The organism is Pseudarthrobacter sp. 1C304 (genome assembly GCF_052245515.1).
Classification (GTDB): domain Bacteria; phylum Actinomycetota; class Actinomycetes; order Actinomycetales; family Micrococcaceae; genus Arthrobacter.
On the sequence record NZ_JBQQCH010000007.1, the window covers coordinates 119,334 to 132,400 of the forward strand.

The window sequence follows — 13,067 nt, forward strand, 5'->3', positions numbered from 1 at the left end:
CGGCGCCGGCACATCGGAGGAGAGGAGGGGATTCAGGCGCGGCGTCTCATACCGCGGGTGGAGAGCGGCTACGGGGCGACGACCCCGGTCTCGTAGGCGATCACGACGGCCTGGACCCGGTCCCGGGCGCCGAGTTTGGCCAGGATATGACCCACGTGCGTTTTCACTGTCGCCTCCGAGAGGTACAGGCTGGCCGCGATTTCCGGGTTCGACAAACCCTGGGCGATGAGGCCGAAGACCTCGCGCTCACGGGGGGTGAGCCGGCCGACGTCGGCAGTGTGCCGGCTGACCGCGGCCGTGGGCTCGCGGAGGAGGGGAGCCACATGGTCCAGGAGCCGGCGGGTGGTGGACGGCGCGATCACCGCGTCGCCGCGGTATACCGTGCGGATGGCCTCCAGCAGCTCCTCCGGTGGTGAGTCCTTCAGCAGGAAGCCGCTGGCGCCGGCGCGGATGGCGGACAGGGCATACTCATCCAAGTCGAAGGTGGTCAGGACCACCACCTTCAGATCTGCGCCTGCAGGGCCCCCGGGCTGTCCGGCGGACCGCTCCAAGAGTCGGGCTGTCGCTTCGAGGCCGTCCATGCTGGGCATCCGCACATCCATGAGGACAACGTCGGCCCTGACAGCGGACAAAGCCTGCAGCGCCTCATGACCGTTCCCGGCTTCGGCGACGACGGTGAGGTCAGGCTGGGAGTTGATCAGCATTTTGAAACCTCCCCGCACCAGTTGCTGGTCATCGACCAGAGCAACCCGAATCGGAGCCGGTGGTGTTCTACCGGCCACGGTCGCAGTGGCGAGGGCTCCGCTCATAGTTAGGCCTCCGTGTAGGGGATGAATGCCGTGACGCGGAATCCACCGCCGGCCGCCGGGGCGGCGTCCAGTCTTCCATCGTAAAGGGCCACGCGCTCGGCCATGCCGGTGATGCCCTGGCCCATGCCGGCACCCGGGCCGGCGCTCCGGGCGGCTGGCTGCAGGATGGCGGCGGCCCCGCGGCCGTCGTCGTGCACTCCCAACGTCAGCCCCTGGACGGTCCAGGCCAGGTCAACTGCGGCCCGCACGCGGGGACCGGCGTGTTTCATGATGTTGGTCAGGGATTCCTGAATGACCCGGTAAGCCGTCAGTTCTGCGCCGGCGGGCAGCGGCCGGAGCATGGTTCCGCTGCGTTCCAGCGTCACCTCTAGTCCCGTCTCCCGTACCGCGTCCACCAATGTTGCGACGTCTTGCAGGGCCGGCAGCGGCCGGCTGGAAGCCAGTTCGTCACCGCGGAGCACGCCGAGCAGCCGCCGCATCTCGCGCAACGACCCGCGACCGGTGTCCGCGATCGTTCCAAGGGTCCGTGCCGCAATTTCCGGGTCCTGAACACTCGCATACCTTGCGCCATCGGCTTGGGTGACGATGACAGAGAGCGAATGCGCTACGATGTCGTGCATTTCCCGGGCGATGTGCGTTCGCTCATCGGCCGCTGCGAGATCCCGCTCCTGCTGGCGTTCCACCTCCAGCCGTCGGGTGTGGTCCTTCAGGGACTGCAAAGCCAGTCGGCGGATGCGGGCAAGGTCTCCGAATGTCCACGACACCAGGACCATTGCTTCGACAGCCACGAGGGCCAGGGCGTATCTGGCAAGTTCAACCGACGGCGACGTGAGAGGCAACCCGAAGTAGCGCACGACGAACAGCACGCCGCCAACGACGGCCAGGCCCAGTCCGCCCAGGCTTGCCCATCGTGGTGCGTAAGCAGCCAGAGCGAAAACTGCAGGCAGAGCCATCAGATCGGCCGCCAAGGGGGTATCGCAGGTCAGCACCTGCAGCAGGCAAAAGAACGCCGTTAGGCTTCCCCCGAGCACCGGACGGGTCCGCCGCCAGGCCGCCGGAACAACGATGCCCAGGGAGAGCAGGAAGTCGAGGAAGATCCTCTGGCTTCCGGAGAGCAGGACCGGGAGCACGAGAAACAGGGCTCCGGACAGCATGAATAAGGTGTCGACCCTGCTGGGGTTGTTCTGCATCCAGGCATGGATTCGGCGGTGCACAAGCATGAAAACAAACTTTAGGTCCTGCAGCGAAGCACACGCGTCATACCAGGGGCTGAATTACCCGCATGACGGTCCAAAACTATGCGGGCGCACGCTCCTATTCGAGCGCGGCGGGTGCGTCCAGCTGGTCATTCATGGTTTTGGCAATGAAGTCCTTGCGGCCATACCGATTCGGCTGGCGTTGCATGACTGCTGGGGCATTCGGCGCCCGGCGGCCGCGGCGTTACCCCAGCGGGCAGTGTGGGCTAGGCCCAGGACTGGTCCCGGTTGAGGCAGGCCCAGCCGTTGTAAGCTACGTGGATTGAGCTGACCCTGTTTTTCATCTCGCCCAGGTTGAGACGTTCCCCCGGTTGGATGTACCAGGCGTAGCCTTCGCAGCCGGGGCTGTCGTAGATGGTGATGTACGCGTACGTGTTGTTGATTAGCGAAGCTGCGTTGTTGTTGACCTGGACGCCCCATCCGTTCCGTCCGACGGGGCCGTCGGTGAAGAGCTCGTTGCCCATGGTGGCGTCGCTGTTGGCGTAGTCGGCGCGTGCGCCCTGAAAGTCGGAGTTGAAGTAGAAGCACACGCGGGCTGACGGGCACGCGGTTCCTGTTCCTGACGCGTTGGCAGCGGGCGCGCCCGCCAGAAATGCGCTGGCGCCCAGAGCCAGTACAGCTGCAGCAGTAGCTGCTTTATGCATTGCGAGTTTCACGAAGTTCCCCAGTCATTTTTGTTATCGGATCTGTCATCCGGGTGCCCGGCGGGGGCGCCTCCATCATTCTCTGGTACTTCCATTCAAGTGGCCATGGGCAGGTCTGCCCTACCCGTCGCTGTGACTGGCCCTGGAGCTTTTCGCTCAGGGTCTTTTGATGGCGGGTCCTCGGGGACGAGCACACCCGGCTTTGTCAGGAACGGTGAAGGCAAGCCCTATGGCAGGTGTCGGCTTTTCCCGTGCTCGGCCAACTTTCTTGTGAACCTATTTGCTGCGAATGGTGCCATTGGTTGGATCACGCGGGCCCTGTGGAAGTTGGTGGTGATTAGCGCCGTCCTGCAGCTTGTGGTTGTCACCGCCCGGTACGGGCCCGCGAAGTCCCCCTGTGCCTTAGGAGCCAGCCCGCTCGGCGCGGTTCCGTATTCGCCCAAGGAAGTGGCGCTGTGTCGTCCTATGTCGTCCCTGCTGAAGAAAGCCCGAGCGCTCCTTCAGATGCGACGGCAGCGCCGGTCTCGGGCCAGGGGGAACGTTGCCGTTGGTGCCCCGGTCGACCGCTACTCGGTCGGTGACCCCGCGGCTGCACTGCGGATGGATGACGGCGGCGGGCTGACACTCCACCTGCAGCCGGACCCGCCTCCGGCCGGGTAGGAGCCGAACTGGCTGCCGACGTCGCCAAATGGCCCTTGGTTTGTCATCCTTCGGATGTACTGGCCCCGGGCCCGCGGCCCTCGACGGGTCCCGGAGCTGCCCGGGCATCACCCGGACGGACTGAGCTCACCGGCATTCGACATGCGGTGGCAGGTCCGGGCGGCTCACTGACGGCAGGTCATGCCTTCGGTGCGCTGCCGCTGCCGGCGTCGGTGCCAGGACGACCTGGCCGCGGCCGTCCGCGACGGGCGCGGATCGCCTCGTCTTCCTGCTTGAGCAGCGGTGCCACGTCCTTCGTGTCGCCCGTCAATGGCCGCCACCATGAGATGGACGGGTCTGAATCGAGCAGGAGCGTGCGCACGAAGAGCGTCAGCGGGACGGCGAGGATGGCGCCGACAGGGCCCAGGACCACAGTCCAGAAGAGGACGGAGGCAAAGGTCAGGGTCTCGCTGAGAGACACTGCGTTGCCCACGTACTTGGGTTGGATGATCGACTGGATCACGCTGTTGATTCCGCCGTAGATGATGATGATCGCCCAAAAGGTCGGCCAGCCGCCGGTGAGGAACCCAAAGAACAGCGGCGGGACGATTGCGATGAAGTAGCCGATGTTGGGGATGAAGCTGCAGATGAAGGAGAGCAATCCCCAGAGCAGGGCTCCCGGAACCTGCAGGATGACCAGAACCAGCCAGTTGAACAATCCCTGGGCAATTCCGAGGACCGTGGTCGCGACCATATAGCGTCGAACGCCGGTTCCGAAACCGATGAAGGCGGTAACCACTGCCGGCTTGCGCTCAGTCAAATAGGTCAGGATCGAGGGCATGCGCGAGCCGTCGACAGCCATGAGAATGAGCATCGTCAAAATGACCACGAGGCTGCCCACCAGGTTGGTGATGTTCCCCAGCAGGCCGGCGAGGAATCCGAGGATGCGGCCCGGTGTAAAGCCCGCCAGGACCTCCTGGACTTGTTCCGGACTGAAACCCACGGATTCCAGCGTCGTGGAGATGGACGAACCGAGTTGGGCCACCTGGGGAGCGTATTGCGGCAGCAGCGCGGAGAATTGGGCGAGGGAGGCAACGAAGACTGCGGCGAAGGCCGTCAGCAACCCGAAGACGGCCGCAATGGTGGTGCCCGTGGCGATGCCCCGGGAAATTCCCCGGGCCTGCATCCAGCGGCGGATGGGATGAACACACAGGGTGAGCACGAACGCCAGGAATACCGGGGTAACGATTCCCCTCATCGCGCCAAGGCCAAACGCCACTACGGTCCCGCCGGCCAGGGCGAGCAGGATGGTGACGCTGCGGGGGAGGGCGGGGCGTGGGCTGGATTCCGATGACACCGGCTCCATGATGCCCTCCTTGTATCGGTCTGGCGCTGTTTCAGGTGCGGAGGCTTGATGATGGCTGAAGTCTGCCGATCAGGCCCTGCTGCTTGGCCGTTTCCCCTCGACGGCAGCCCCGGCCCGGGTTTGCGGATCGGGTGTTACAGGACCCTCCTTGGCCGGTGCCGGGGGTGGCGGGTATTAGTTTCAGCGTCGTCCAGGCATTCGTTGAGGGTGATGGCGGCGTCGATGAGCGCGAGGTGCGTGAACGCCTGGGCGAAGTTGCCGATCTGTTCACCGGTGGTAGCGATCTCTTCGGAGTACAGGCCGAGGTGGTTCGCGTACGTCAGCATCTTCTCGAAGGTCAGCCGTGCCTCGTCGACCCGGCCTGCGCGAGCGAGCGCGTCGACGTACAGGAAGGTGCACAGCGAGAACGTGCCCTCGGAGCCGCGGAGACCATCCGGCGACGCGCTGGGGTCGTAGCGATAGACCAGGCTGTCCGAGACGAGTTCGGCGTCCATCGCCGCAAGGGTCGAGCGCCACATCGGATCGTCCGGCGAGACGAACCCGACCTGCGACATCTTCAGCAAGGAGGCATCGAGCACCGTGTCGCCGTACTGCTGGACAAAGGCCTGGCGCGCGGGGTTCCAGCCCATTTCCATGATCTGGTTGTAGATCGCGTCGCGCTCGGTCATCCACCGGTCCATAGGTGCAGGCCTGCCGTGGGACGTCGCGAGACGAATACCCCGGTCGAAAGCGACCCAACACATCAACCGCCCGTAGGTGAAGTCCTTGCGACCGCCCCGGGTCTCCCAGATTCCTTCTTCGGGCTGATCCCAGTTGTCCGCCAGCCACTCCAGCAGGTCGCAGATGGCGGTCCACCCCGGGTGTCCGATTTCGACTCCGACACGGTCGAGGTGGTAAATGGCGTCGAGTGCCTCGCCGTAAATATCGAGCTGAAGTTGCCCGGACGCTGCGTTGCCGATCCTTACCGGGTAGGAGCCGCGATACCCCTCCCAGTCGGTCACGATTTCCTCATTGAGCTCCGGATTGCCATCAACCCGGTACATGATGTTAAGCGGCCCTGTTTCGCTGTCCAGCTGCTCCGTGATGCGGTCCCGGAGCCAGTGGCTGAAGGCGACAGCTTCGTCAACGAATCCCATCCGCACGAGCGTGTGAACCGAAAAGGATGCATCGCGGATCCACGTGTACCGGTAATCCCAGTTGCGCTCTCCGCCGATCTGTTCGGGCAGGCCGGCAGTGGGGGAGGCTACCAGGGCACCCGTGGGGGCGTACGTCAGGAGCTTCAGCGTGATCGCCGAGCGCTCCAGCTCTTCGCGCCATCGGCCGGCGTATGTGGACTGGCTGACCCAGTCATGCCAAAAGCGTGCGGTGTCATCGACCAGATGCTGGGCCTCAGCGGGATGCATGATCCGGGGCACCACATCCGGGCCCGTTTCCAGGACGACGCCGCGCATCTGGCCCTGTTCCAGGTGCAGCGTGTTGTGAAAGTCACCCGTCTCGGTGATGTTCTTGCCGGTGAGCGGGCCGCTGTCTCCCTCAAAGATGAGGCTAAGTGCCAGGCGTATTTCTCCGGCATCAAAAAGTGCGCCGTCGCCGTCGACACTCAGATGGTGGGGGCGCCGCCCGTAATCGAAGCGCGGCGCCACTTCGATGTCGAACGAGATCTGTCCGCGGACGCAGCGCAGCATCCGGACCATGCGGTGCTGTTCACTGGGCGAGGAACTGGCGACAGGCATGAAGTCCATAAGTTCACCAACCCCGCCTTCGGTCAGGAACCTGGTGATCAGGATTGCCGTATCCGGCAGGTAAAGCTGCTTCGTGGCGAAGGCGTCGCCCTGCGGGCGGGTACTGAAGTGGCCGCCGCGTTGCCTGTCCAGCAGAGAGGCGAAGATGCTGGGGGAGTCGAAGCGCGGGCTGCAGAACCAGTCAAGCGTTCCGTCTGTTGCCACCAGTGCGGCGGTTTGAAGGTCGCCGATGAGTCCGTGGTCGGCAATTAGCGGGTATTCCTTCATCGGGGGCCTCCTCGGACCTGGGGCGGGTAGATCCACGTCAACACCGTGCGCGGCGCTCAATGGCCACGGCCGGCCTGGGTCAGGTGACCACTCCGGTCATAAGACGCCTAACCTCCCGAACAGTGTTCGTTCCAGCGTCCATGAGCGGTTTGCCGGTGCCCGGTCCTGACCGGGCACGCCGTGGCCACCTGGCGGGCATGAACATTCGTTGGGCCTGGCAGCACAACACTGGCAGGTACCACCAGTGTTGGCTCCGCCCGGCAAAGCTGCCTCACCCGCAACGGGTGATCCCGAACCCTGCGGGGCGCTCCGGCCCCGATCCGCCGTCGATCCGGCGACCCAGCCTGCATCCTGTGCCGTTGACGCCACGGACCTAAGACCCTGTTGAGCTGACTGGCACGGCGACTAGCGTGACGTTAGGTACACGGCGTCACGGAAATCCGACCCGGTGTACGGTGCGCCGCGAAGCAGGCGTTTTGGTTTTCCAACGGCCGGCACTTCGACGCAGACGCCGTCGCCCACCGGAACAACAGCAGCAGAATGCCGGCAGGGCGGGGTTCGCGGCCGGGCCCGGGCCTCGTTGCCGCCCGGAACCGGCACACCGGCCGGCAGATCACAGCGAGTGGGACCTTTAGGAAGCAGGGACGAAGATGAAAACGGTCATTGTCGGAGGAGTTGCCGCGGGTGCGTCGACAGGAGCGCGTCTGAGGCGCCTCGATGAGTCGGCCGAGATCGTCATTCTCGAGCGGGACCAGTACGTCTCATTCGCCAACTGCGGCTTGCCGTACCACATCGGCGGGGCGATCCCCGAACGTGGCAGCCTCCTCCTCCAGACACCCGAGAGCCTGGCGAAGAGCCTGGCACTCGACGTCCGGACAGGACAGGACGTGGTCCGCATCGACCTGGCCATGAAGGAAGTCGAGGTGCACGACGAGGAACATGGCCGGACCTACCGGGAGCCCTACGACAAGCTGGTGCTGTGCACCGGGGCTGAGCCGGTCCGGCCTCCAATCCCGGGAGCGGACGACCCCAGGGTCGATGTGTTGCGCAACATTCCGGACATGGACCGGATCATAGCCCACCTGGACCGCGGGGCCTCCAGCGCTGTGGTCGTCGGTGGCAGCTACATCGGGCTGGAGCTCACGGAGGCGTTCCGCGCCCGGGGGCTGCAGACCACAGTCATCGAACGGACCGAACGGCTGATGCCGTGGCTGGACCCCGAAATGACCCGAATCCTGGACTACCACGTCAGCACCCAGGACGTGGACCTTCGACTTGGCACCTCCGCCACCGAGGTCCGCCGCACCGAGGACGACCGGCTGGCCGTCGACCTGTCCGACGGCACTTCCATCGTGACCGACGTCGTGGTCATGGCCTCCGGGGCCCGGCCGAACGTGGCCCTCGCCCGGGACGCCGGCCTGAAAATCGGACCCCGCGGCGGCATCGTCGTCGACGCGCAGATGCGAACGTCAGCGCCCGACGTCCTTGCAGCCGGTGACGCCGTCGAGACCGCACACTTCCTCACCGGCCAGCCGGTACTCTCGATGCTGGCTGGCCCGGCGAACCGGCAGGGCCGGATCGCCGCCGAAACTATCGCCGGCCGGAACACCGCATACCGCGGCACCCAGGGCACGGCCGTGGTCAAGGTCTTCGAAATGACCGCCGGCGGCACCGGGATGACCGAGACCGAACTGCGCGCCGCGGGAATGGACTACCGCAAGGTTTACACCCACCAGAACGGCCACGCGGCCTACTACCCCGGCACCTCGCCGCTGTTCCTGAAAGTACTCTTCGCCCCCGACGACGGGAAGCTCCTGGGCGGGCAGGTGCTCGGCTGGGACGGCGTCGACAAACGCATCGACGTCCTCGCCGTCGCGCTGCGCGCCGGAATGACGATCTACGACCTGGAACACCTGGAACTCGCCTACGCCCCGCCGTACGGTGCGGCGAAAGACCCCGTAAACATGGCCGGCTTCATCGGCTCCAACCTGCTGCGCGGCGACGTCGACCTCTGCTACCCCGAGGAGTTCCCGGAATGCGCCGACCGGGTGACCATTCTCGATACCAGGACCCAGGCGGAGTTCGACGCCTGGCACATTCCCGGGGCGATCCTGGTTCCCTACACGGAACTGCGCGAGCGTCTCGACGAGGTGCCCCGCGACAAGCCCGTGTACACCTACTGCCGCTCCGGATTCCGCAGCTACATCGCCTACTGCGTGCTGAAACAGAACGGGTTCAACGACGTCGCCCTGCTTTCCGGCGGAATGATGACCTACCACGGCTACCACCGGACACCCCTGACCGTAGGCCACGGAGGCATGCCGATGGTGGCCCACGCCGAGGACGATCTCGCCCGGCTCCCCGGAGCCCTCGAACACATTTGAGCAACCGAACCAGGTGGAGAGCAGGTAGGCGCCATGGGTGACGCTCCGGTCGAAGTCGCATTGAACATCCGGGCCCAGCACGCGGAGGGCCCGCTGTGGGACGCCGCAACGGCCGCATTGTGGTGGGTTGACATTACCGGACAACGGGTACACCGCTTCGACCCGGCGTCCAGCAACGACAGCTCCTGGAGCACCGCCGGACAACCGGGCGGCGTGGTCCTCGACGCTCAGGGGGAGCCGGTGGTGGCAGCCCCTGAGGGATTGGCCGTCCTTGACCGGTCCACCGGGGCGCTGGATCTCCGGGTTCCGATCGAGCGGGACAGGCCGGAGAACCGGGCAAACGACATCAAGGTCGACAGCCGGGGGAGGGCGTGGGTCGGCACGATGGCTTTCGACAAGCGTCCCGGAAGTGCCGCGCTGTACCGGGTCGAGGGAGGGAAGGCCAATTGCGTCGTCGACGGCCTGACCATCTCCAACGGACCGGCCTTCGATGAGGTGCAGGGGCGGCTCTACCTCGCCGATACCGCCCTGTGCGTGGTTGACGTGTTCGACCTGGACCCGGAAACGGGCGTGCTGTCCGGTCGCCGCCGCTTCCTCGATTTCAGTGACGAACAGGTCTGGCCCGACGGCATGAGCGTCGACGACGACGGAATGCTCTGGGTCGCGCTGGGGCGGGCAGGCGCGGTCCGCCGGTTCCGTCCGGACGGTGCGCTCGACGGAGCTGTCGATGTGCCCACGACCAACCCGACCTCCGTCACCTTCGGGGGACCGCACGGCGAGGACCTCTACATCACCACCTCATGGACCGACTTGGACGAACACAACCGCACCGCCCAGCCCTTGGCCGGTGCCATCTTCCGGTGCCGCCCCGGCGTCGCAGGCCGGCCCTCCGCGCGGCTCGCTGACCTGCCCGCACCGGCGCACCATCCGGACGCACCCATCGAGAAAGAGGCGACCCCATGATCGAGAGAATGGTTCTGCTCGGAGCTTCAGGCGACCTCGCCAGCCGGTTGCTACTGCCCGCCATCGCCCAGCTCGCCCAGGCCGGTCTCCTGCCGCCGGGGTTTGCGATCGTCGGCGCGTCCAACGCGGAGTGGACAACCCAAGACTTCCGCCAGCACATTGCGGCCGGACTGGAGCAGCACTCCACGGCCTCGGCGTCCACGCGTGAAGCCGTTGTCGGAATGCTCACTTTCCAGCCCACGGACGTCACGCAGACCGAGGACATCAGCCGTCTGCTCGGGGATGACCGCCCCGACACCCTCGTGTACCTCGCGTTGCCCCCGTCCCTGTTCGAGCCCGTGCTGACGGCGCTGGCGGGAAGCAAGCTGCGGCGGTCGGATGCGGTGGCCATCGAGAAGCCCTTTGGCAACGACCTGGCGTCAGCCCGGCACCTGAACGAGATTTTGCACCTCCGATTGCCTGAGCCGACCATCTTCCGGATCGATCACTTCCTGTCCAGCGAGCTGGTCCGCCGGGTAGTCGCCCTCAGGTTCCTCAACCGGGTCTTCGAGCCGGTCTGGAACGCGACGCAGATCGAGAGCGTGGATATCAGCTGGCTGGAGAGCCTGACGCTCGAGGGCCGGGCCACATATTATGACGGGGCAGGGGCCATGAAAGACATGGTGCAGAACCACCTTATGGAGGCCCTGGCGCTGGTCCTGATGGAACAGCCCGCCCGGATCGACGCCCGTTCCTTCCGGGACGTCCGGGTAGAAGCGCTCCGCACGGTGGCCACCCCGACGGCGGAACGGATGAGCCGCGACACCATCCGCGCACGTTATACCGAAGGCAGCATCGGCTCGAGGCAGGTGCCCTCCTACGTGAACGAACCCGGCGTCGACCCCGGCCGCAACACCGAGACGTATGCCTCCCTGACCCTCCGGGTGGACTACCCGCGGTGGGCCGGCGTGCCCTTCACCCTGCGTTCCGGTAAAGCACTCGCAGAGGACGCAGCCGAGATCGCCATCCGCTTTCGTCCACTGCCCGCGTACCTCACGGACCAGTGGCCCGGCGTCGAGCCCAATGTGCTCAGGATCGGACTCAACGAGCCGTACGTGCGGCTCTCCACAACCCTGAACGGCCCCGAAAAGACGGCGGAGGTCCGTGAGCTTCACGCAACCACGACGCCTCCGCAGTTCACCGCCTACGCCCACCTGATCCTCCAGATGCTGCACAATGACCCGATGCTGTTCATCCGCGGCGACGAAGCCGAAGAGTCCTGGCGCATCATCGACCCCGTCATGAAGGCGTGGGCCGCCGGCCAGGTCCCAATGCAGGAATACGCCGCCGGCCACGCACCGCCGGATCCCGCCCCCTGACGTGCAGCCCCCCGGGCCCGACGCTGTACGACCGGTGTTTAAGGACCGGCGGCCCCCACCGCAAGGTGGGGGCCGCCGTCGTCAATTCCTGTGCGGAAGACCGCTACTGGCTAGACGCCGTAGTAGAGCTCGAACTCGTACGGGTTCGGGCGCAGCGAGAGCGGACGGATCTCGTTCTCGTACTTGTACTCGATCCAGGTATCGATCAGGTCCTGGGTGAAGACGCCGCCGGCCTGGAGGAACTCGTTGTCCTCAGCCAGGGCATCCAGTGCCTCTTCGAGCGTGCCCGGAGCCTTGGGGATGTCCTTGGCTTCCTCGGCGGGGAGCTCGTAAAGGTCCTTGTCGATCGGAGCCGGGGGTTCGATGCGGTTACGGATGCCGTCAATGCCGGCCATCAGCTGGGCAGCGAACGCCAGGTACGGGTTGGAGGAGGGGTCCGGAGCGCGGAACTCGATGCGCTTGGCCTTCGGGTTGGAGCCCGTGATCGGGATGCGGATACCGGCGGAGCGGTTGCCCTGCGAGTACACCATGTTGACCGGGGCTTCGAAGCCCTTCACCAGGCGGCGGTAGGAGTTCACCGTCGGGTTGGTGAAGGCCAGCACGGCCGAGGCGTGCTTCAGGAGGCCGCCGATGTACCAGCGGGCGGTGTCGGAGAGACCGGCGTAGCCCTTCTCGTCGTAGAACAGCGGCTCGCCGCCGTTCCACAGCGACTGGTGGCAGTGCATGCCCGAGCCGTTGTCGCCGAAGACCGGCTTCGGCATGAAGGTGACCGACTTGCCCCAGGCGTCCGCAGTGTTCTTGATGACGTACTTGAACTTCTGCAGGTCGTCAGCGGCGTGGGTCAGCGTGGTGAACTTGTAGTTGATCTCAGCCTGGCCGGCGGAACCGACTTCGTGGTGGCTGCGCTCGACCTCAAGGCCGGCCTCGTCCAGGGCGATGCACATGGCGTCGCGCAGGTCGGCCTGCTTGTCGGTGGGGGAGACCGGGAAGTAACCGCCCTTGACGGGGGTCTTGTAGCCGAGGTTTCCGCCCTCTTCCTCACGGCCGGTGTTCCAGTGCGCTTCCTCGGAGTCGATCTTGTAGAAGCTGCCCTGCGGGGAGGACTGGTACTGGACGTTGTCGAACACGAAGAACTCGGCCTCGGGGGCGAAGAACGCGGTGTCGGCGATGCCGGTGGAGGCGAGGTAGGCTTCAGCCTTCTCGGCGACGCCGCGGGGGTCGCGGTGGTACGGATCGCCCGTGCGGGGGTTCACGATCGAGAAGTTCAACGCAAGGGTCTTCTCCATGCGGAACGTGTCGAGGAACGCGGTGGTAACGTCCGGGATGAGCTGCATGTCCGACTCGGCGATGCCCTGGAAGCCGCGGATCGACGAACCGTCGAAGAGCTGGCCATGGACGAAGAAGTCCGCGTCAACGCTCTTGGCGGGCACGTTGAAGTGCTGCTGAACGCCGGGAAGGTCGGTGAAGCGAATATCGACGAACTTAACGTCTTCGTCTTTGATGAACTTGAGGACTTCGTCCGCAGTCTTGAACATCTATGCTCCTTATGCATGTGAAAGATCTGGCCGTCAGGCCGTGTGGTCCAGCGCAGTCCGACAGCGGGGAAAACACAAAGGTTTGCCCCGCTCCTATGCCGCCA

General features: G+C 65.5%; 9 protein-coding genes. 3 read left to right on the plus strand and 6 right to left on the minus strand.

From position 1 onward, the window contains the following. Positions 1-68 precede the first annotated feature (68 nt). The 5 genes from ACTWQD_RS13925 to ACTWQD_RS13945 all read right to left on the minus strand — a co-directional run bounded on the left by ACTWQD_RS13925 (position 69) and on the right by ACTWQD_RS13945 (position 6,723). Positions 69-809: a response regulator gene (locus ACTWQD_RS13925; RefSeq protein ID WP_443196708.1), complete on the minus strand. Its 741-nt coding sequence runs from the start codon at positions 807-809 to the stop codon at positions 69-71. Between the two features lie 2 nt (positions 810-811). Next, complete coding sequence (locus ACTWQD_RS13930) at positions 812-2,029, minus strand: sensor histidine kinase (protein ID WP_443196709.1); 1,218 nt, start codon at positions 2,027-2,029, stop codon at positions 812-814. A 242-nt stretch (positions 2,030-2,271) separates the two neighbouring features. Continuing rightward, positions 2,272-2,721, minus strand: a complete 450-nt coding sequence (locus ACTWQD_RS13935; RefSeq protein WP_443196710.1) for a peptidase inhibitor family I36 protein — start codon at positions 2,719-2,721, stop codon at positions 2,272-2,274. Positions 2,722-3,547: 826 nt separating this feature from the next. Then, a complete protein-coding gene (locus ACTWQD_RS13940; RefSeq protein WP_443196711.1) occupies positions 3,548-4,714 on the minus strand; it encodes an AI-2E family transporter in 1,167 nt (388 codons plus the stop codon). A 134-nt stretch (positions 4,715-4,848) separates the two neighbouring features. Beyond that, the gene (locus tag ACTWQD_RS13945) at positions 4,849-6,723 is read right to left on the minus strand and encodes a glycoside hydrolase family 15 protein (RefSeq protein ID WP_443196712.1); all 1,875 of its coding nucleotides are present in this window, start codon (positions 6,721-6,723) and stop codon (positions 4,849-4,851) included. A 650-nt stretch (positions 6,724-7,373) separates the two neighbouring features. On the opposite strand from ACTWQD_RS13945, the gene ACTWQD_RS13950 reads away from it, so the two are divergent. Genes ACTWQD_RS13950 through ACTWQD_RS13960 form a run of 3 tightly spaced genes read left to right on the plus strand, consistent with a single transcriptional unit; the run spans position 7,374 to position 11,428 of the window. Further along, complete coding sequence (locus ACTWQD_RS13950; protein ID WP_443196713.1) at positions 7,374-9,107, plus strand: FAD-dependent oxidoreductase; 1,734 nt, start codon at positions 7,374-7,376, stop codon at positions 9,105-9,107. A gap of 33 nt (positions 9,108-9,140) precedes the next feature. Beyond that, entirely contained in the window at positions 9,141-10,070 is a 930-nt protein-coding gene (locus ACTWQD_RS13955; RefSeq protein WP_443196714.1) for an SMP-30/gluconolactonase/LRE family protein, read from the plus strand. After that, positions 10,067-11,428, plus strand: coding sequence for a glucose-6-phosphate dehydrogenase (locus tag ACTWQD_RS13960; RefSeq protein ID WP_443196715.1), 1,362 nt, complete (start codon positions 10,067-10,069; stop codon positions 11,426-11,428). The genes ACTWQD_RS13955 and ACTWQD_RS13960 overlap by 4 nt, the downstream gene beginning before the upstream one ends. 110 nt (positions 11,429-11,538) lie before the next feature. Here the strand turns inward: ACTWQD_RS13960 and glnA are convergent, their stop codons facing one another. Then, positions 11,539-12,963 carry a type I glutamate--ammonia ligase gene (glnA, locus tag ACTWQD_RS13965; protein ID WP_066435685.1) on the minus strand — a complete coding sequence of 475 codons (1,425 nt, stop codon included), beginning with the start codon at positions 12,961-12,963 and terminating at the stop codon, positions 11,539-11,541. Positions 12,964-13,067: the final 104 nt, after the last annotated feature.

What these genes read in the sequence shown, in the direction of transcription:
- ACTWQD_RS13940 (WP_443196711.1), bottom strand. Translation starts at nt 4,714, where the DNA reads ATGGAGCCGGTGTCATCGGAATCCAGCCCACGCCCCGCCCTCCCCCGC.
- ACTWQD_RS13930 (WP_443196709.1), bottom strand. Translation starts at nt 2,029, where the DNA reads ATGCTTGTGCACCGCCGAATCCATGCCTGGATGCAGAACAACCCCAGC.
- ACTWQD_RS13925 (WP_443196708.1), bottom strand. Translation starts at nt 809, where the DNA reads ATGAGCGGAGCCCTCGCCACTGCGACCGTGGCCGGTAGAACACCACCG.
- ACTWQD_RS13955 (WP_443196714.1), top strand. Translation starts at nt 9,141, where the DNA reads ATGGGTGACGCTCCGGTCGAAGTCGCATTGAACATCCGGGCCCAGCAC.
- glnA (WP_066435685.1), bottom strand. Translation starts at nt 12,963, where the DNA reads ATGTTCAAGACTGCGGACGAAGTCCTCAAGTTCATCAAAGACGAAGAC.
- ACTWQD_RS13960 (WP_443196715.1), top strand. Translation starts at nt 10,067, where the DNA reads ATGATCGAGAGAATGGTTCTGCTCGGAGCTTCAGGCGACCTCGCCAGC.
- ACTWQD_RS13945 (WP_443196712.1), bottom strand. Translation starts at nt 6,723, where the DNA reads ATGAAGGAATACCCGCTAATTGCCGACCACGGACTCATCGGCGACCTT.
- ACTWQD_RS13950 (WP_443196713.1), top strand. Translation starts at nt 7,374, where the DNA reads ATGAAAACGGTCATTGTCGGAGGAGTTGCCGCGGGTGCGTCGACAGGA.